Origin of the sequence: Litchfieldella qijiaojingensis, assembly GCF_014651875.1 — a bacterium.
In the GTDB taxonomy this organism is placed as follows: Bacteria; Pseudomonadota; Gammaproteobacteria; order Pseudomonadales; family Halomonadaceae; genus Litchfieldella; species Litchfieldella qijiaojingensis.
Genome location: NZ_BMXS01000012.1, coordinates 52,808 through 70,142, shown reverse-complemented (window position 1 = coordinate 70,142; position 17,335 = coordinate 52,808). Strand labels below are relative to the sequence as shown.

The window sequence follows — 17,335 nt, the reverse complement described above, 5'->3', positions numbered from 1 at the left end:
ATGAGGAAACACATCATGCAAATAAAAAAGCTTGTGAATCAAACGGTTTGTGTAACTGCTGTATCTGGTGCCATGGTTGTCATGTCGCTTCCGGTTCAAGCCGATAACTGGCGGGGCTGGAATATCCATCCACCTGGATACCCGAATACTATCGCCCTCGAATCGTTTGCCGAGAGCGTTTCCGAAAGAACGGAAGGGCGTGTGCATCCCCAAGTCTACAACAACGGCGTGCTCGGTTCGCAGCCGGATGCTATCGAACAGACCCGCAATGGTGCGCTTGATTTCGCCAACTTCAATATGGGGCCCATGGGGCCCATCGTGAAAGAAACCAATGTATTGTCCTTGCCTTTCATCTTCAATAACGTTGAGCATATGCATGAGGTCATGGATGGTGAAGTCGGACAGCGCTTTGCCGATGCCCTGGCTGAGAAAAACTTGATTGCATTGTCCTGGTTCGATTCCGGTGCTCGCAGCCTTTATAACACGAGTCACCCCATCAACTCTCCGGAAGACGTTGAGGGATTAAAGGTTCGTGTCATGAACAATGACCTGTACGTCAATATGATCGAGGCACTTGGCGGGAATGCCACCCCCATGGCTTATGGCGAGGTCTATCAGTCATTGAAGACAGGCGTCATCGATGGTGCTGAAAACAACTATCCATCTTTTCAGTCAAGCAATCACTATGAAGTATCCCAATACTATTCATTGACAGAGCACCTCATCATTCCTGAATGTCTCTGTGTAGCCAAGTCGAGTTGGGAAGCACTCTCACCGGAAGATCAGGAGATCGTGCGCGAGGAGGCCATCAAGGCATCGGAGATGCAGCGTCAGTTGTGGGTTGATGGTTCCAGAGAAAGTCGGCAGATCGTCTTGGATGCCGGTGTTGAGATCAATGAGATAGCAGACAAGTCGACGTTCCAGGACAAGATGCAGCCAGTCTATGCCGAGTTCATTGCGGAGAATCCTGAGCTGGAATCACTCATTGACGACATCAAAGCTTCAAACTGACCTCTGACGTGAAGCCCCTCTCGGTGGTGTGAGCTGCCGAGAGGGGAGAAGGAGTGTGCCGTGAGAGCTTACTGTGACTCATCAGAGGCAATTGTGAACCTTCCCCCTTTGCAAAAAAAGATTGGTCGCATTCTGGATGGCATTGCCAGTCTTTGCCTGGCGTCGGCTGGAGTACTGCTTGTCTTTCTTATTGCGATTTTTGGCTGGTTGGTATTTGGACGTTATGCATTGAATAACACGCCGACTTGGGTAGAGCAGGCGTCCCTTCTGATAGTGGTATATATCACATGTTTGGGTGCTGCAGCGGGGGTGAGGGGCAATACTCATCTCAGTATCGATTTCGTTCGTGAGGGAATGCCGAACCCTTTCAAAACGATTTTTCGCTACATCGCCGATATCTTCGTCGTCGCATTCGGTGGTTTCATGACGTATCAAGGGTGGGGCTTGGTCACCACTAACCTGGAAAGGGCCATACCCATGATTGGGCTTTCGGAGAGTTGGCGAGCAGCACCTCTTGTCATTTGTGGAGGTTTGATCGTGGTATTCGCTGTCGCCAATATCGTGGCGCGTATCCTTGGTGCGAATCGTCAAGAGGACGTCTGAGCATGGGCCTGGCAATTCTTTTCGGACTATTCTTCCTGGGCCTGCTGGCAGGTGCCCCGGTGGCATTTGCGGTAGGACTGGCCGCGGTGGGTGCCTTCCTTTACGAAGGTCTGCCACTCTTCGTTGCCTTTCAACGGATCTTGTCAGGCATCTCCGTGTTTTCCCTGCTTGCCATACCGTTTTTCATCTTTGCCGGCGAGTTGATGCTTCATGGCGGTATCTCCACTCGCCTGGTTCGCCTGGCGTCTGCCGCCGTTGGCAAGTTGAGGGGGGGCCTCGGCATCGTCAACGTTAGCTCATCCATGCTGTTCGGTGGCATTTCAGGGTCTGCCGTGGCGGATACCTCGGCGCTTGGTTCCATCCTGGTGCCCGTCATGAAAGAGAAGGGCTATGATGCCGACTATGCGGTCAATGTCACGGTGACGTCATCCGTAGCCGGCGTCGTCATCCCGCCCAGCCATAATATGATTCTCTATGCAGTTGCTGCGGGTGGCGGGATCTCGGTAACCCAATTGTTCATCGCCGGTATCGTTCCAGGCATCCTCATGTGCCTGACGCTGGCCATAGCGGCCTATCTGGTTGCTGTGCGGCGTGGCTATAAAGGCGAAACCTTTCCAGGGTGGGATGTCCTCATCATCAGCCTGGCCGGTGCGCTGCCGGGCTTGATGACGGCTGTCATCATCGTCGGCGGGGTGCTGTCCGGCATACTCACCGTAACTGAGTCGGGCGCATTCGGTGCCATCTACGCCATCGTCATCACGGCCCTGGTTTATCGTGAACTACGGTGGGAATCGTTCAAGGCTGCGGTCTTGCAATCGGTAAGGACAACGGCGCTGGTCATGATCCTGGTAGGTTGTGCCTCGGCGTTCTCCTATCTTCTGGCGCTGTATAACGTGCCGCAAATGCTGACCGACTCGCTCTTGGCGTTATCGGATAACCCCATCGTCATTTTCCTTCTCCTTAATATACTGCTGTTGGGACTTGGCATGATCATGGACATGGCTGCCCTCATCCTGATCTGCACGCCAATCTTTCTGCCGGTCGCCATGCAGTTCGGTATGGATCCCATTCAGTTCGGCATCATCATGATGATGAACCTGGGGCTGGGGTTGTGCACTCCTCCTGTGGGCGCCTGTCTGTTCGTCGGTTGCGTCATCGGAGAGATCAAGATCGAGCAGGCCGTGCGTACCATCTGGCCTTTCTACCTGGCGCTTTTCGTTGCGTTGATGCTGGTGACCTATGTACCTGCCGTGTCGATGACGTTGCCTGGTTTTTTCAAATGAGAGTCATGCTTCGGAACGAGGCGTTACTACTTAACAGGATCAGTTTGCAATGAAGATAGAAGCCGTACATACCCATATTCTCGACCATGTCCTGGATACGACATTCGAAAGTGCCTCTATGCACTTTACAAGACGCCAACATTGTCTCGTCGAGATTGTTTGCGACGATGGCACCGTTGGCTGGGGGGAGTGTCTTGGCCCAGCCAAACTGAATGCCGCCGTTGTCGATACCTATGCGTCTGCCTTGATAGGACAGGATCCACTGCAGACGGAAAGGATCTGGCTCGAACTTTACAACCTGTTGCGCGACCAGGGGCAACGTGGCCTTACCGTGACTGCCTTGAGCGGCATCGATATTGCTCTATGGGATATCAAAGGCAAGCGATTCGATGTGCCTGTCTCGATTCTTATGGGAGGCAGGTTCCGCGACAGCGTTCGGGCTTACGCAACCGGCTCCTTCCGTCGAGAGGGTGTCGATCGTGTGAAGGATATTGCCAAGGAGGTGGCTGGATATCGTCACGAAGGGTTTCACGCGGTCAAGATCAAGATTGGCTTCGATGTCGAGGAAGATCTGCGTGTCATTGCCGCGGTTCGCGAGGCGATAGGGCCTGATTTACGCATGATGATCGACGCCAACCATGGATATGACTATCTCGAGGCGATCGAAGTAGGCAAGCGAGCGGCTGAGTATGGAGTCGACTGGTTCGAGGAGCCGGTCATACCCGAACAGATTTCCACCTATCGAGCCGTGCGAGCCGGACAGCCCATACCCGTAGCCGGTGGCGAAACCTGGCATGGTCGCTATGCCATGCTCGAACCCCTGGCGACACGCGCCGTCGATATCATTCAACCCGATATTTGCGGCGTGGGTGGATTTACCGAAATCAAGCGGGTCGCGGATATGGCGGCCATGTACGGCGTACGCCTGGTTCCACACGTCTGGGGCACCGCCGTTTGCCTGGCGGCAAGCCTGCAGTTCATGGCGGCATTGCTTCCCAGCCCGCCACGTCGTGATCCAATCGAGCCAATTCTCGAGTTCGATCGTACCGAGAATCCATTCCGGCAGGCTGTCGTCACTACGCCTATTGAACATGCTGGAGGCGCTGTAGCCATTCCTGATGCTCCTGGATTGGGCATCGACGTCAATCGGGATGCACTTGCCAAATATGCTCTCAAGGAGTCGTGAGCCTTGGAAACGATACCAGCCAATACAAGACCCCTGGGGGGACCCGCACCGCAACTCAAGGCGCCACCTGGCGCCACCGACTGCCACATCCATATCTATCTACCAGGGTATGGGTCGCAGCCAAGTGGGCCAAGAATTCCTGAATTGGCCACCGTCGATGATTACCGCGAGGTGCAGAAGCGCTTGTCATTGGAGCGAGTCGTCGTTACGCAGTCGAATGCCTATCAGACTGATAATCGTGTTGTCCTTGAAGCTGTCGAGGAACTGGGGATCGACAATGCCAGGGCTGTCATTGCCGTCACTCCCCATATGCAGGTGAGTGAGTTGGAAGTGCTTCATCAACGAGGAGTCCGTGGGGCGAGAATCATGAACCTGCCTGGCGGAGCGGTAAAGATCGACCAACTCCTCGAAGTTGAAAGACTCGTTCGCCAAGTGGGATGGCACTTGATGGTGCAATTCAATGGTCGAGAAATTCATGATCATGTCGATACTCTGCATCGTATACAGACAGATTACATAATCGATCACATTGGCAAGTTCATGGGCCCGGTGGCGCCTGACGACTCGCGAGTGGATGAGATTCTTCGGCTCATGGATCGTGGGAATGCCTGGGTCAAGATATGTGGCGCCTATGAGACCAGTCTTCTGGGAGGCCCTTGCTACGAGGATGTCGCTCCCATTGCCAGACGCATCATCTCACATGCTCCCGATAGAATAATATGGGGGTCGAACTGGCCTCATGTCGGTGTTTCTCGCGAGTATTATCCTGATGATGCCGAACAACTGGATGTCTTGCTGAAGTGGGCGGGTCCTACTGTTCGTCAGAGGATACTGGTCGATAACCCGGCAGTCTTGTATGGGTTCAGGTAATGAAGTTGAGAAATTTCAATCTCATTCATTTGCTTAATATTATGTGGAAGGAGATGAAGCGTGCTTAATCGTATTCTTGTGACTGGCGCTGCTGGTGGGTTGGGGCGTAGTCTCAGGCCTCACCTGACTCGTCTTGCTCATCACGTTCGCCTTTCGGATATTGTGGACCTGGGTGCAGCCATTGATAACGAAGAGCTCGTCAAGGCTGATCTATCGGACATGAAGGCCGTCGATGCATTGGTCGAGGGATGTGATGGAATCATTCACTTGGGTGGTGTCTCCGTGGAGAAACCTTGGAATGACATCCTGAGCGCCAATATCATCGGTACCTATAATATATATGAAGCGGCAAGGAAGCATGGAAAGCCCCGCATCGTGTTCGCGAGTTCCAATCATACGATCGGTTTTTACACCCGCGATACCAAGCTGGATACTAATGTAACGCATCGCCCCGATTCTCTTTATGGTGTTTCCAAGTGCTTCGGTGAGGACTTGGCGAGCCTGTACCACGACAAGTTTGGCGTAGAATCTCTCAGCGTGCGCATTGGCTCCTGCTTCGATAAACCTGCCGATACACGAATGATGGCGACTTGGCTAAGCCTGAATGACTTCGTCTCACTGTTGGAGCGCGCTTTTGTTACCCCACGCTTGGCCCATACCGTAATTTATGGTGCTTCGAAAAACTCTGAGCAATGGTGGGATAATAGCGAGGCAGGTTTTCTTGGCTGGGTCCCTCAGGATAGCTCGGAAAAATGGCGTCACGAGACTGAAGAGAAAGACAGAAATATTCGTGCGGACGCTGCTGCCGTCATTTATCAAGGAGGAAAGTTCGTTGCGCTTGGGCATCCCGATGACGAATAGTTCGGTGGCAATTGGTTGGTTGGGGGGCAGGTCGAGCGCTAAACTAAAGTCATGTCTTGGAGTATTGGTTCATGGCTAAGGATACGGGGATGTCAGTGGAAATTGCACAGATCGATGTGCAAAAGGTACCACGGCAGGGGAGTCTTTCCCTGCATGTGGCGGATCAGCTCGAGGCCCTGATCACGCAGGGAAAGATTCCCGTTGGCCACAAGTTGCCGACCGAGAACAGCCTGTGCGACTCCTTCGGCGTCAGCCGCACCGTGATCCGTGAAGCCATTACCCACCTCAAGTCGTTGGGGTTGGTCGAGACCCGGCGCGGTGTTGGTACCACGGTGCTGCGCTCGACGACGATCGAGGCTAGACCGGCAGAGCGCATCAATCCGACCACGGTGGAGGATATCCTGCATGTGCTCGAGCTGCGCCTTACCCTTGAGCCTGCCGCTGCGGAACTGGCGGCCCTGCGTCACGATGCCGAGGACCGCCAGGAGTTGGAGGCCAGACACGAGGCTTTCATCAAGGCTCACAGAGAGAAGTCGCAGGCACGTGTCGAGGATTACGAGTTCCATTATGCCATCGCCAAGGCGACCAAGAACCCCTTCTTCAGGAGCTTCTACGAGCAGCTGAACCAGAGTGTGATCCCCCGCGCGAAGCTGCTCAGCATCGATATCAATCCGGCGGCATCGGAGCGCTATCTCGAACGTGTCCAGGAAGAACACGCCTATATCCTCGAGGCCATTCTGTCCCGGGATGCCGAGGCAGCTCGCGAGACCATGTTCCAGCACCTCAACCGGGCCAGGAACATGTACGCCCAGTATCGGGAGCGCTAGCGCCTTCTCACTTCATGGAGCGGCCCGCGTGGCCGCTCATTTTCATCTTGCCACCCATAGGCCGACGATCACCGCGGCGATCACGGTAGCGAAGAACAGGCGATTGCGTAGTCGGGTATCGCGAGGGGGGGCGTGACTTGGTCAAGCGTGTGCTCCTATGATGAATGACGGAATATCAAACAAGCGTTTCAATTGTTCGAAAAAGCGAGTAATCTTGGAGGGTAAACTCGTTAGCCTGCTATGGCTATCCCTTCAAGGAGATGGCGGCGGGTGCGACCAAACAAGAGAGAAGCCCTCATGTCCACCAGCAAGACGCGTGACCGATTGGTCTTTGCTCATGCCAACGGCTTCACTGGCGCTAGCTACCGCAGCTTCCTGACGCCTTTGGAAAGTCGTTTCGATGTGATGCCGCTGGATCGCCTGGGCCATCATCCCGATTATCCGGTAGGACCCAACTGGATACGTTTACGTGATGAACTTCTGACGCAGATCGATCGATGCCAGGCACCGGTGATCGGAGTAGGGCATTCCATGGGTGGTGTGTTGATGGCCATGGCCGCCGATGTCGAGCCGCATCACTTTCGCTGCGTGGTGGTACTGGATCCACCGCTGATGCTGGGGTTGGACGCCTGGGCGATGAAGGCGGCCAAGGGGTTGGGGCTTGTTGACCGGGTCACACCCGCGGGCAAGAGCAAGGGACGCCGGGCGATATGGCCCGACCGCGACGCCATGGGACATTACCTGAGACGACGAAGCCTGTTCCGAAAGTTCACCGACGAAGCCTTGCGCGACTATATCGAGGGGGGAACCCGAATACTGGACGATGGACGTGCCGCATTGGTCTTCGATCCTGCTGTGGAAACCGAAATCTTTCGCCACCTGCCCGATCATTTGCATGGGCTGCCGAAGCGCTTGAAGGTACCGCTGGCGCTGCTGGCCGGTGCCGAATCCGACTTGATCACTCCCCGTCGCCGCCGTCGCCTCATGCGTCATGGGGTGCGTGTCGATGTAGTGCCGGGTGGCCACATGTTCCCCATGGAGTATCCTGACAGCACTCGCCGGGCGCTACTTGCCACCTTGGATGCCCTGTTGGAAGAGACATCATGAGCGATCCCCGATCCCTGGTTCTGTCCCAAGGCCGGTTGGCGGCATTGGCTTGGGGCGATGAGTCGGCCCCCACTTGGTTGGCCTTGCATGGCTGGCTGGACAACGCAGCCAGCTTCATACGTCTTGCCCCTCTGCTGGTCGAGCGCCTGGGGATCCGGATTGTGGCGATCGACTTCGCGGGTCATGGCTTGTCACGCCGTCATCCGCCTGGGGTCGATTATGCGATCTGGGACTATATCCACGATGTGCTCGATGCCTTGGAGAGCCTGAAACTGGAGCGGGCGACGCTGTTGGCTCATTCCATGGGGGCTGGGGTGGCTTGCTTGTCGGCGGCGGCACTTCCCGAGCGAATCGACCGACTGGTGCTGATCGATGGGCTGGGTACCTTGGCTACCCCGGCAGAGGATACCGCCGACCAGTTGCGCAAGGGGGTGCTGGGACATCGTCGCCTTGCTTCGCCCGCGCCGCGCTATCCTGATATAGAGGCTGCAATCGCCGCACGAGTGGCGGGCGGGGTAACGCCTGTGGATGCCGATACTGCCACGCCATTGGTGCAGCGAAACGCTGAGGTCGCGGCGGATGGGCATATCCGGTTGCGCACTGATGGCCGTCTGTTGCGGCCTTCGGTGGTACGTTTCTGTCCCGAGCAGGTATTGGGAATCCTGCAAGCCATCGAGACACCCACGCTGTTGATCGAAGGGGAGCAAGGCATCCTCGGTGAGCGGCCCATGGCGGCAGCGGCACGTGCGGCGCTGCGCAGCTTACGACGCGAAGTGTTGCCGGGGGGGCATCATTTGCACTTGGAGGCAGGGGCGGTCAATGCCGTAGCAACGACGATAGTGCGTTGGTGGCATGAAGGAAGGTGATCATATGACAGCCAAGCGTGGTGACAACAAGCGAGTGGCACTGGTGTTGGGCAGTGGTGGAGCCCGTGGTTATGCGCATATCGGCGTGATCGATGAACTCGAGGCGAGAGGCTATGAGGTCGTCGCGATTTCAGGCTGCTCCATGGGGGCTCTAGTGGCTGGTGTCTACGCGGCAGGAGAGTTGGAGGGTTACCGTAACTGGGTGTGCAAGCTCGACTATTTCGATGTGCTCAAGCTCGTCGATGTGACCTGGAGCCCGATGGGCGCGATGCGTGCCAGCAAGGTCATGAGCAAGCTCGAGAGTCTGATCGGTGACATGTACCTGGAAGACTTGCCGATCCCGGTGACCACCGTGGCCACCGACCTGGTGCGCCAGCGTGAGGTATGGTTCCAGAGCGGGCCGCTGCTGCAGGCCATTCGAGCGTCCATCGCGGTTCCGGGTATCATCACCCCCGTGCATACTGGAGAGCAGATACTGGTGGACGGTGGCTTGCTGAACCCGCTGCCGATCATCCCCACAGTTTCGGCTCATGCTGACCTGATACTGGCGGTCAATTCCACTGCACAGAGCTCGTACCCGGTGCGACTGGAAGACTTGTTGCCTCCCGAGGACGCAGCCGAGGAACAGGCCCGCGAGAAGGTGCTGGAGGCCCAAGGCAAAGGGTTTGGAGGCTGGATCAGCGGGGTGCGGGAGCAGGCGCAACGCATGTTCTCGAATCACGCTGACGATGACCCGGTGGACGATACCAATGAGCAGGCTGTCAAGCGGCGTGCCTGGGGTCGACTCGACATGATGTTGGCTTCGTTCGATATTACTCAGGCGACTCTTGCCAAATACAAGGTGGCGGGATATCCGCCGGATGTGCTGATCGAGATTCCCAAGACGGTGTGTGGCGCTTACGAGTTTCATCGCGCCGAGGCACTGATCAAGCTGGGACGGTACTTGGCTATCGAGGCCCTGGACCGCTACGAGGGGCGGCCGGGGGCCGTGAAGCCAGCGGCCGATGCGGTGACCGTCAAGCCAGGCACACCTGTCTCGGAAGAAGGGCCGCCGTCCGATAGCATGGGGCCAGAAAAAACGTGAATTGGTTCGCAGGGTAGGGCTGTTACAGCGCCTCGCCGCGCCGACGCAGCAGTACGTAGACCGCCCCGGTCCCTCCATCCGGCTCGCGGGCCGAGCAGAAGGCCAGCACACTGGGCCATTCGCGGAGCCAAGCGTTGACGTGGCTCTTGATCACCGGATAGTCGGTCAAACCACTCGCTTCGCTGCGGCGAGACTTGCCATGAACGACTAATACACAGCGCGCGCGCTCGGTGGTGGCATCACGCAGGAAACTCTCCAGTTCGGTGCGAGCCTCGTCAAGGGTGTAGCCGTGCAGATCGAGCCCCGCTTCCCATGGAATCTGGCCGCGCTTGAGTTGTAGGTGGGTGCGATAAGGCAGGTCGGCCACGGCGAAGTCGAGGAATTCAGCCGGGCGCACGGCCTCGACGCGACCGTCCGAAGTGCGGCTGCTGACCTGAGCAGGGGATGCCGCCATGGCGGCGGCGCGACGCTCGGCCAGGGCCGCGTGTCGTTTGTCGCGGGGTTTGCCGGGATCGGCACGATTGGCCGTCAGGCGCCTGACACCGGCCTCTCGTAGGGCCTGGCGAAAGGCGCCAATGTCGTCTTCGTCGTGTTGGCCTCGGCGTCGGCTCATGAAAGTCTCTTTTGTTGATCGCAAGTTCCGAAAGGTGACCAGTATAGCGCCTCACTAGCCTGGGAAAACCATTGATGTGATGGTGACTGTGAAGCCATGGCGCACAGGGTTACAATATTGGTTTTGCCATTATCGCTTACACAGGAACCCGTGTGGCCGCTTCCCGACCCGATGCCGTTTCGACTCTGACACTTGCCGATACCGAGATCAGCGAAGGCCTGATTACCCTGCGCGATTGCCTGCGTTGGGCGACTAGTGAGTTCCATGTCCATGGGTTGCACTATGGACATGGTACCGACTCTCCGTGGGACGAAGCGGTAGCGTTGGTACTGGGGGCTCTTCACCTGCCTTGGGATGTCGACCCTTCCGTGCTCGAGGCGCGGTTGCTGCCTATGGAGCGGGCGCGAATCGTGTCGCTGGTGCGCGCACGCATCGAGACGCGTCGTCCCTTGCCCTATCTCCTTGGCGAAGCTTTCTTCGCCGGTTATCCCTTTGATGTCGACGAACGCGTCCTGATCCCGCGTTCGCCCATCGCCGAACTGATCGAGCACGGTTTTGCCGCCTGGTTCCCCGAGGAACCGCCGGCCAGGGTGCTCGACCTGTGCTGTGGGTCGGGGTGCATCGGGATAGCCACCGCTCTCCACCTGCCCACCGCTGAGGTCGATCTGGCGGACATCAGTACAGAGGCGCTGGAAGTGGCCAAGGCCAACATCACGCGCCATGACGTGGGGGCCAGGGTGCGAGCCGTTGCCTCCGATGTCTTCACTGGCGTGGCCGGGCAGCGCTACGACCTGATCGTTTCCAATCCGCCATATGTAGACACTCGCGATCTAGCCACCATGCCAGCCGAGTTCCGGCATGAGCCGTCGATGGCTCTGGGGGCTGGGCGCGATGGCCTGGATATCGTACGCCGCATCCTGCGCGAGGCCCGTGAGCACCTGCGTGACGACGGCGTGCTGATCGTCGAGGTCGGCAATTCGGACCGCCACCTGGAAGCAGCCTTCCCAGAGGTGCCTTTCCTGTGGCTGGAATTCGAGCGCGGCGGCCACGGGGTCTTCGCGTTGAACGCACAAGAACTCGACGCCCATGCGGCGTCTTTTGCCTGAGCCCCTGTCTCGAGAGTTTTGAGGAACGCCCCATGTCCGGTAATACCTTCGGCAAGCTTTTCACCGTTACGACCTTCGGCGAAAGTCACGGTCCGGCCCTGGGGGCGATCGTCGATGGCTGCCCACCGGGCCTTGAAATCACCGAGGCAGATTTGCAGCAGGATCTCGACCGCCGTCGTCCCGGCACCTCGCGACATACCACCCAGCGGCGTGAGGAGGACCGGGTGCAAATCCTCTCCGGCGTGTTCGAGGGGGTGACTACAGGTACGCCCATCGGTCTGCTGATCGAGAATACCGATCAGCGCTCCAAGGACTATTCGCAGATCAAGGACCGCTTTCGCCCGGCTCATGCCGACTACACCTATCATCACAAGTACGGTGTGCGCGACTATCGCGGGGGAGGACGCTCCAGCGCCCGCGAGACCGCCATGCGTGTGGCGGCGGGGGCCATCGCCAAGAAATACCTGGCCAGCCAGGGAATCCGGGTGCGTGGATATATGAGTCAGCTCGGGCCGATTGCCATTGACTTCAAGAGCTGGGAAGCGGTCGACGACAACGCCTTCTTCTGTCCCGATCCGGAAAAGGTACCGGCGTTGGAGGCATTCATGGATCAGTTGCGCCGCGACCAGGATTCGGTCGGTGCACGTATTACCGTGGTGGCGGAAGGCGTGCCGGTCGGGCTGGGCGAGCCGGTCTTCGATCGTCTGGATGCCGAGTTGGCGCATGGCCTGATGAGCATCAATGCGGTCAAGGGCGTGGAGATCGGCGACGGTTTCGCTGCGGTGTCCCAGCGCGGCAGCGAACATCGCGATGAACTGACCCCGGAAGGTTTCGTTTCCAATCATGCCGGTGGCGTGCTGGGGGGAATCTCCTCTGGCCAGCCGTTGATCGCCCATTTGGCGCTCAAGCCCACGTCGAGCATAACCATCCCGGGACGCTCCATCGATATTCATGGCAACCCGGTCGAAGTAGTCACCAAAGGACGCCATGATCCCTGTGTCGGTATCCGAGCCACCCCCATTGCCGAAGCGATGATGGCATTGACCTTGATGGATCACCTGTTGAGGCACCGTGCCCAGAATGCTGACGTCCAGGTGTCGACCCCTCGGCTGCGTTGATTGGTCGGGCTCTCGAATGGGCATGTGGCTGCTACACTAGGGTCAAGTTCTCCTGAGTCGAGTCATTCCATGAAGATAAATGTCGAATTCGATCTCACACCCGCTGAATTTCGCCAGGCCTTGGGTTTGCCCAATGTCGAAGCCTTTCAGAAGGAGTTGCTGTCGCGTGTCCAGCAGCAGATGGAGGCCGGGGCCGAGGGCTATGACCCCATGAGCCTGCTACAGCCTTTCCTGCAACAGCAGCCGTTCATGCAGCAGCCGTTCTTCAAGGAAGGCGTGGCCAAGGGGCTGACCAGTTTCGGCAACTATCAGCAGATGATGCTGGACATGCTGCGTCAGGCCGCCAATGCCAATGCCTCTTCGTCATCCGACAAACAGGATGCGCAGCAAGAACAAGAGAAGAGTGATACCGGGGCGTCGAAGCGTGGCAGCGGACCGGCCACCGCCAGTTCGCGCACCAAGCGCAAGCCTTGAAGGGGCTTCGTTTCCAGGCCTCGATGTAACTGGCAACATGGTGATCGCCAGGAATTTTAGCGCTGTCACCATATTGCAACTGAAGCCAGGGCAGACTACCCTTTGTGCAGTGCAGCAAAGTTGTACCCATGCTGCCGTGACACCTATCCGTCAGGAGGGACCTGCCATGCAAGACAAGATGTTTGACGCCTTCAACGAACAAACCCGTAGCTTCTTCGAGCCGATGCGCAAGTTCAATGGTCTAATGCTGGACAACATGGAGAAGATGACCCAGTTTCAACTGGAATCCATGAAACGTTACAGCCAGTTGGGTACCAAGCGCATACGTGATGCCAGTGAGATCAAGGATGCCGAGGACCTGCGCGACTTTGGCACTCGCCAGGCCGAGGTCCTGAACGAGTTGTCCAAGCAGATGCTCGAGGACGCGCGAGCCATGACCGAGCTGAGCATGCAGTTCAAGGGCGATATGGACAAGCTCTTCGCGGAGACAGGTCAGCAGGCTGCGGAACAGGCAGTCTCTGGTGCCAAATCGGCCCAGGCCAAGCCGGAACCCGCCAAGGCCGAGTCTACCAAGCAGGAACCTACCAAGGCTGAACCTGCCAAGGCCGCGTCCACCAAGGCTGAACCCGCCAAGGCCGAGTCCGCCAAGCCGGAAGCCGCCAAGACATCCAGTCAGTCTTCGCGCAGCAACAGCAAGAGTTCATGAACACTGCGAGGGCCGGTAACTCCGGCCCTCGTTTAAAACGATGTCACGCTTCGCCGCCATAGCCAATGAGCGGCGGGTGTTATCGTGGGTACCACAGAGGAGGGGCCAATGCAGCCAGGTTTTCAGCAGCCATCACAGGCCGACATGGAAGAGTGGACACAGCAGCTCGACGCCATCGGCAAGGAATATCAGGTCTTGATGCAGGAGATGCTGGCTCGCATGTTGCCCAGCGAGGCGGGCAAAACGATCTTCAGCGACATGCGCGATACTTTCCAGGCCGGATTTGAAGCGCTGCTGAGCGATCCCCAGGCGTTCTATGAAGCACAAATGCGCCTTGCCCAGGATCAGACATTGTTGTGGCAACATGGCATGCGTGCTTTGGCGGGCGAAGATGTGCCGCCTTTGATCGAACCTCCGCGCCATGACCGACGTTTCAAGGACGAGGCCTGGTACAAGGATCCCTTCTACTACTCCATCCTGCAGCAATATCTGTTGTTTGCGCGCCAGGTGGAGGACCTGATCGAGAACCTGGGGGGGCTCACGGATGACCAGAAACGCAATCTGGAGTTCTATGCTCGTCAGTGCGTCAGTGCCATGGCACCTTCCAATTTCGTCACCACCAACCCTGAAGTGATGCGCCTGACCCTGGAGACCAAGGGGCAGAACCTGATCGACGGGCTGACACGTCTGCGCGAGGATCTGGCCAACTCGGCGGAAGGTCTCAATGTGGCCATGACCGACCGCAGTGTCTTCGAGATTGGCGAGAACATCGCCGTCACCCCGGGCAGCGTGGTCTACGAGAACGAACTGGTTCAGTTGATCCAGTATCGGTCGACTACCGAGAAGGTCTTCAAGACGCCACTGCTGATCGTGCCGCCCTGGATCAACAAGTACTACATCCTCGACCTGCGTGAGGATAACTCCCTGGTCAAGTGGCTGGTCGATCAGGGGCACACGGTGTTCTTGATTTCGTGGCGCAATCCGGGCCCCGAGCAGCGCGACCTGACCTGGGCCGACTACATGCAGCTTGGCCCCATCGAGGCCATGGGAGCCATTGAGCAGGCTTGCGGCGAGAAGTCGGTGAACCTGCTCAGCTACTGCATCGGCGGTACCCTGGCGGCGAGCACTGTGGCCTACCTGACCAGTACCCGGCGCGGGCGCAAGGTGCGCTCGGTGACCTATATGGCCACACTGCAGGACTTCAGCGACCCCGGTGAACTGGGGGTCTTCCTCTCCGAGAGGGTGCTCGACGGGCTGGATCGTCAACTCGAGGCCGATGGCTATCTCGATGGCAGGGTCATGGCCTTCACCTTCAACCTGCTGCGCGAAAATGACCTGTTCTGGTCGTTCTATATCAGCAACTACCTGAAGGGCGAAGCCCCGGCTCCTTTCGACCTGCTTTACTGGAACACCGACGGCACCAACCTGCCGGCCGGTACCCACGGCTGGTATCTGCGTCACATGTACCTTGAGAATCGTCTGATCGAGCCAGGCGGCATCGAGCTCGATGGCGTCAAGATCGATCTGCGCAAGGTTTCCACGCCGAGCTATTTCATCTCTACCCGCGACGATCATATTGCCAAGTGGAACAGCACTTATGGCGGCACCCAACTACCCAAGGGGCCCGTCACCTTCGTGTTGGGCGGTTCCGGGCATATCGCGGGGATCGTCAATCCTCCGCACAAGAACAAGTACGGCTTCTGGACCAATGACGAGTTGCCGGCCGATCCTTATGAATGGTTCGAAGGTGCCACCTTCAACGAGGGCTCATGGTGGCCTCACTGGCAAGTCTGGATGACCAAGAATGGTTATGTCGACTCCGAAAAGCTGGTACCGGCGCGAGAGCCCGGTGATGGTGAACTGCCGCTGCTGGAGCCGGCGCCAGGCCGCTATGTCCGTCAGACCATTCCCGAGGTGCTCGGTGAAGTGCCTCCTCAGCCGGAAGAGCCTGTTCAACCCGACGAAGAAGGCGAGCGGAAAACAGCAAGTGGTAAGTAGGTAGAAGCAAGAGAGAAGTAGAAAGAGGGAAGAAGATCCGGAAGAGCCCGCCATGGCGGGCTCTTTGCATTGCGACTCGACATCCAACGCCGTTATTCTTTCTTCTCATCTCTTATTACTTCCTTCTTCCCTATTATCCCCGGCAGTACCAACAGGGCGGAGAGCAGCCAAACCGGCCAGCTGCCGGTGCGGGTGAAGGGTGTCAGCCCTTCCATGGCGGTGACCTCGGCCTGGATGCTGGTGGTTTCGAATTGAGGGGCGCGCGCTGTGATGCGTCCCTGTGGGTCGATGATCGCAGTGACGCCATTGCTGGTGGCGCGCATCACGTAACGGCCATTCTCCACTGCTCGCAAGCGGGCCATCTGCAGGTGCTGCAGGGGGCCGATGGATTCGCCGAACCAGGTGTCGTTGGACACCGTCAACAGGATATCGGCATCGCGGGCACGTTCGACCACCAGGTCGGGATAAACGATCTCGTAGCAGATGGCACTTCCGATGGCGAGTCCGGCGGCCTGGATCGGGGCGGGGTCGGCTTCGCCGGAGGAGAAACTCGACATGGGCAGATCGAAGAAGGCGATCAGTCCACGTAGCAAGCTTTCCAGCGGTAGATACTCGCCGAAGGGCACCAGGTGCTCCTTGCGATACACGCCGTCGACATCTCCGACGCCGATCACGCTATTGAAGAAGCGGCCATGCTCGTCGCGCTGCACGATGCCTGTCAACAGGGCGGTATCCGACGGCAGGGTTGCCTGTATGCGCTCGAGTACCGGCAGGGCATCCATCTCGAGCATCGGCAGGGCGGTTTCCGGCCATACGATCAGGTCGACGTCGTCACCTTGAGCGTGGGTCAACCGGGTGTAGGTATTGGCGGCGTTGCGCTGCCCATCCGAGGTCCACTTTATGAGCTGCGGCAGATTGCCTTGCAACAGCGCCACCCGGGTCGTGGTGTCGCGAGGCGAGGTCCACTGTTCGGGCAGGGCGAACGGTACCAGCCACAATGCCGCGATCATCGCACCGGCGGACCAGCGGCGACGCAGGAATTCCACACCTAACGTGCCGGTGAGTGCCGTGATCAGACTCAGTGTATAGACACCGCCGACCGGGGCCCAAGGCGCCAGTGGCGAATCCACGTGGGCGTTACCCAACAGCAGCCAGGGGAAGCCGGTAAAAGCATAGGTCCGCAATACCTCGCCCAACACCCAGGCGCCGGCGAAGGTCAGCGCGGCCAGATACGGGCCGGTCAGACGGCGGTAGAGCCATAGGGTCACGGCGAAGAACAGTGCCAGGGTGGCCACGAACAGTGCGGTGAGAAACACCGCCAGCGACACACCGGTATAGCCGTAGTCGTGAATCGACACGTAGACCCAGGAGGTGCCCGAACCGAACATGCCGACACCGTACCACCAGCCTTTGAAGGCAGCCTGAGAGGGTGTCAGGGCGTGAATGCCCAAGTACATCAGGCCGATGGCCACCGGGCCCAGCCACCAAAGCTCGAAGGGCGAGGCGGTCAGGGTGGTCAGGCAGCCGGCAATCAGGGCGACCAGGTAGCCGAGCGAGGGGGTAAGTCGCAGTTCGCTCATCATCGTTCCTTGAAATGGGCCGAATGCCACGTTCGTGCAGGT

17 protein-coding genes are annotated in these 17,335 nt (G+C 58.1%); 15 read left to right on the top strand and 2 right to left on the bottom strand.

The annotated features are described in order from the left end of the window. The first annotated feature begins 15 nt into the window (after window positions 1–15). The 10 genes from IE093_RS12485 to IE093_RS12440 all read left to right on the top strand — a co-directional run bounded on the left by IE093_RS12485 (window position 16) and on the right by IE093_RS12440 (window position 9,698). Window positions 16–1,011 carry a TRAP transporter substrate-binding protein gene (locus IE093_RS12485; protein ID WP_189469673.1) on the top strand — a complete coding sequence of 332 codons (996 nt, stop codon included), beginning with the start codon at window positions 16–18 and terminating at the stop codon, window positions 1,009–1,011. Window positions 1,012–1,071: 60 nt separating this feature from the next. Further along, a complete protein-coding gene (locus IE093_RS12480; protein ID WP_189469672.1) occupies window positions 1,072–1,614 on the top strand; it encodes a TRAP transporter small permease in 543 nt (180 codons plus the stop codon). A 2-nt stretch (window positions 1,615–1,616) separates the two neighbouring features. Beyond that, on the top strand, window positions 1,617–2,897 hold the full coding sequence (locus tag IE093_RS12475) for a TRAP transporter large permease (protein ID WP_189469670.1): 1,281 nt from the start codon (window positions 1,617–1,619) through the stop codon (window positions 2,895–2,897). Window positions 2,898–2,946: 49 nt separating this feature from the next. Further along, window positions 2,947–4,083, top strand: a complete 1,137-nt coding sequence (locus IE093_RS12470) for a mandelate racemase/muconate lactonizing enzyme family protein (protein WP_189469668.1) — start codon at window positions 2,947–2,949, stop codon at window positions 4,081–4,083. Window positions 4,084–4,086: 3 nt separating this feature from the next. Further along, complete coding sequence (locus IE093_RS12465) at window positions 4,087–4,953, top strand: amidohydrolase family protein (protein ID WP_189469666.1); 867 nt, start codon at window positions 4,087–4,089, stop codon at window positions 4,951–4,953. Window positions 4,954–5,013: 60 nt separating this feature from the next. Continuing rightward, on the top strand, window positions 5,014–5,814 hold the full coding sequence (locus IE093_RS12460) for an NAD-dependent epimerase/dehydratase family protein (protein ID WP_189469664.1): 801 nt from the start codon (window positions 5,014–5,016) through the stop codon (window positions 5,812–5,814). A 71-nt stretch (window positions 5,815–5,885) separates the two neighbouring features. Then, window positions 5,886–6,641, top strand: a complete 756-nt coding sequence (locus tag IE093_RS12455) for a FadR/GntR family transcriptional regulator (protein WP_229803531.1) — start codon at window positions 5,886–5,888, stop codon at window positions 6,639–6,641. Between the two features lie 297 nt (window positions 6,642–6,938). After that, window positions 6,939–7,748: an alpha/beta fold hydrolase gene (locus IE093_RS12450; protein WP_189469663.1), complete on the top strand. Its 810-nt coding sequence runs from the start codon at window positions 6,939–6,941 to the stop codon at window positions 7,746–7,748. Further along, a complete protein-coding gene (locus IE093_RS12445) occupies window positions 7,745–8,614 on the top strand; it encodes an alpha/beta fold hydrolase (protein ID WP_189469661.1) in 870 nt (289 codons plus the stop codon). Before IE093_RS12450 ends, IE093_RS12445 begins: the two co-directional genes overlap by 4 nt. 4 nt (window positions 8,615–8,618) lie before the next feature. Further along, entirely contained in the window at window positions 8,619–9,698 is a 1,080-nt protein-coding gene (locus IE093_RS12440) for a patatin-like phospholipase family protein (RefSeq protein ID WP_189469659.1), read from the top strand. Between the two features lie 22 nt (window positions 9,699–9,720). Here the strand turns inward: IE093_RS12440 and IE093_RS12435 are convergent, their stop codons facing one another. Continuing rightward, a complete protein-coding gene (locus IE093_RS12435) occupies window positions 9,721–10,311 on the bottom strand; it encodes a Smr/MutS family protein (protein WP_189469657.1) in 591 nt (196 codons plus the stop codon). Window positions 10,312–10,463: 152 nt separating this feature from the next. Here IE093_RS12435 and prmB point away from each other — a divergent pair, with 152 nt between their 5' ends. From prmB to phaC, 5 genes are all read left to right on the top strand, one after another. Next, a complete protein-coding gene (gene prmB, locus IE093_RS12430) occupies window positions 10,464–11,417 on the top strand; it encodes a 50S ribosomal protein L3 N(5)-glutamine methyltransferase (RefSeq protein ID WP_189469655.1) in 954 nt (317 codons plus the stop codon). A 32-nt stretch (window positions 11,418–11,449) separates the two neighbouring features. Beyond that, window positions 11,450–12,535, top strand: a complete 1,086-nt coding sequence (gene aroC / locus IE093_RS12425; protein WP_189469653.1) for a chorismate synthase — start codon at window positions 11,450–11,452, stop codon at window positions 12,533–12,535. Between the two features lie 69 nt (window positions 12,536–12,604). Continuing rightward, the gene (locus IE093_RS12420; protein WP_189469651.1) at window positions 12,605–13,009 is read left to right on the top strand and encodes a hypothetical protein; all 405 of its coding nucleotides are present in this window, start codon (window positions 12,605–12,607) and stop codon (window positions 13,007–13,009) included. 166 nt (window positions 13,010–13,175) lie between these two features. Next, the gene (locus IE093_RS12415; RefSeq protein WP_189469649.1) at window positions 13,176–13,715 is read left to right on the top strand and encodes a phasin family protein; all 540 of its coding nucleotides are present in this window, start codon (window positions 13,176–13,178) and stop codon (window positions 13,713–13,715) included. Between the two features lie 108 nt (window positions 13,716–13,823). Beyond that, window positions 13,824–15,713, top strand: a complete 1,890-nt coding sequence (gene phaC, locus IE093_RS12410) for a class I poly(R)-hydroxyalkanoic acid synthase (RefSeq protein WP_189469647.1) — start codon at window positions 13,824–13,826, stop codon at window positions 15,711–15,713. 92 nt (window positions 15,714–15,805) lie between these two features. Here the strand turns inward: phaC and lnt are convergent, their stop codons facing one another. Next, the gene (lnt, locus tag IE093_RS12405) at window positions 15,806–17,296 is read right to left on the bottom strand and encodes an apolipoprotein N-acyltransferase (protein ID WP_189469645.1); all 1,491 of its coding nucleotides are present in this window, start codon (window positions 17,294–17,296) and stop codon (window positions 15,806–15,808) included. Window positions 17,297–17,335 lie beyond the last annotated feature (39 nt).

Coding starts and splice junctions, on each gene's coding strand:
- IE093_RS12455 (WP_229803531.1), top strand. CDS start 5,886: ATGGCTAAGGATACGGGGATGTCAGTGGAAATTGCACAGATCGATGTG.
- IE093_RS12475 (WP_189469670.1), top strand. CDS start 1,617: ATGGGCCTGGCAATTCTTTTCGGACTATTCTTCCTGGGCCTGCTGGCA.
- IE093_RS12415 (WP_189469649.1), top strand. CDS start 13,176: ATGCAAGACAAGATGTTTGACGCCTTCAACGAACAAACCCGTAGCTTC.
- aroC (WP_189469653.1), top strand. CDS start 11,450: ATGTCCGGTAATACCTTCGGCAAGCTTTTCACCGTTACGACCTTCGGC.
- IE093_RS12445 (WP_189469661.1), top strand. CDS start 7,745: ATGAGCGATCCCCGATCCCTGGTTCTGTCCCAAGGCCGGTTGGCGGCA.
- lnt (WP_189469645.1), bottom strand. CDS start 17,296: ATGATGAGCGAACTGCGACTTACCCCCTCGCTCGGCTACCTGGTCGCC.
- IE093_RS12485 (WP_189469673.1), top strand. CDS start 16: ATGCAAATAAAAAAGCTTGTGAATCAAACGGTTTGTGTAACTGCTGTA.
- phaC (WP_189469647.1), top strand. CDS start 13,824: ATGCAGCCAGGTTTTCAGCAGCCATCACAGGCCGACATGGAAGAGTGG.
- IE093_RS12470 (WP_189469668.1), top strand. CDS start 2,947: ATGAAGATAGAAGCCGTACATACCCATATTCTCGACCATGTCCTGGAT.
- IE093_RS12440 (WP_189469659.1), top strand. CDS start 8,619: ATGACAGCCAAGCGTGGTGACAACAAGCGAGTGGCACTGGTGTTGGGC.
- IE093_RS12435 (WP_189469657.1), bottom strand. CDS start 10,311: ATGAGCCGACGCCGAGGCCAACACGACGAAGACGACATTGGCGCCTTT.
- IE093_RS12450 (WP_189469663.1), top strand. CDS start 6,939: ATGTCCACCAGCAAGACGCGTGACCGATTGGTCTTTGCTCATGCCAAC.
- IE093_RS12420 (WP_189469651.1), top strand. CDS start 12,605: ATGAAGATAAATGTCGAATTCGATCTCACACCCGCTGAATTTCGCCAG.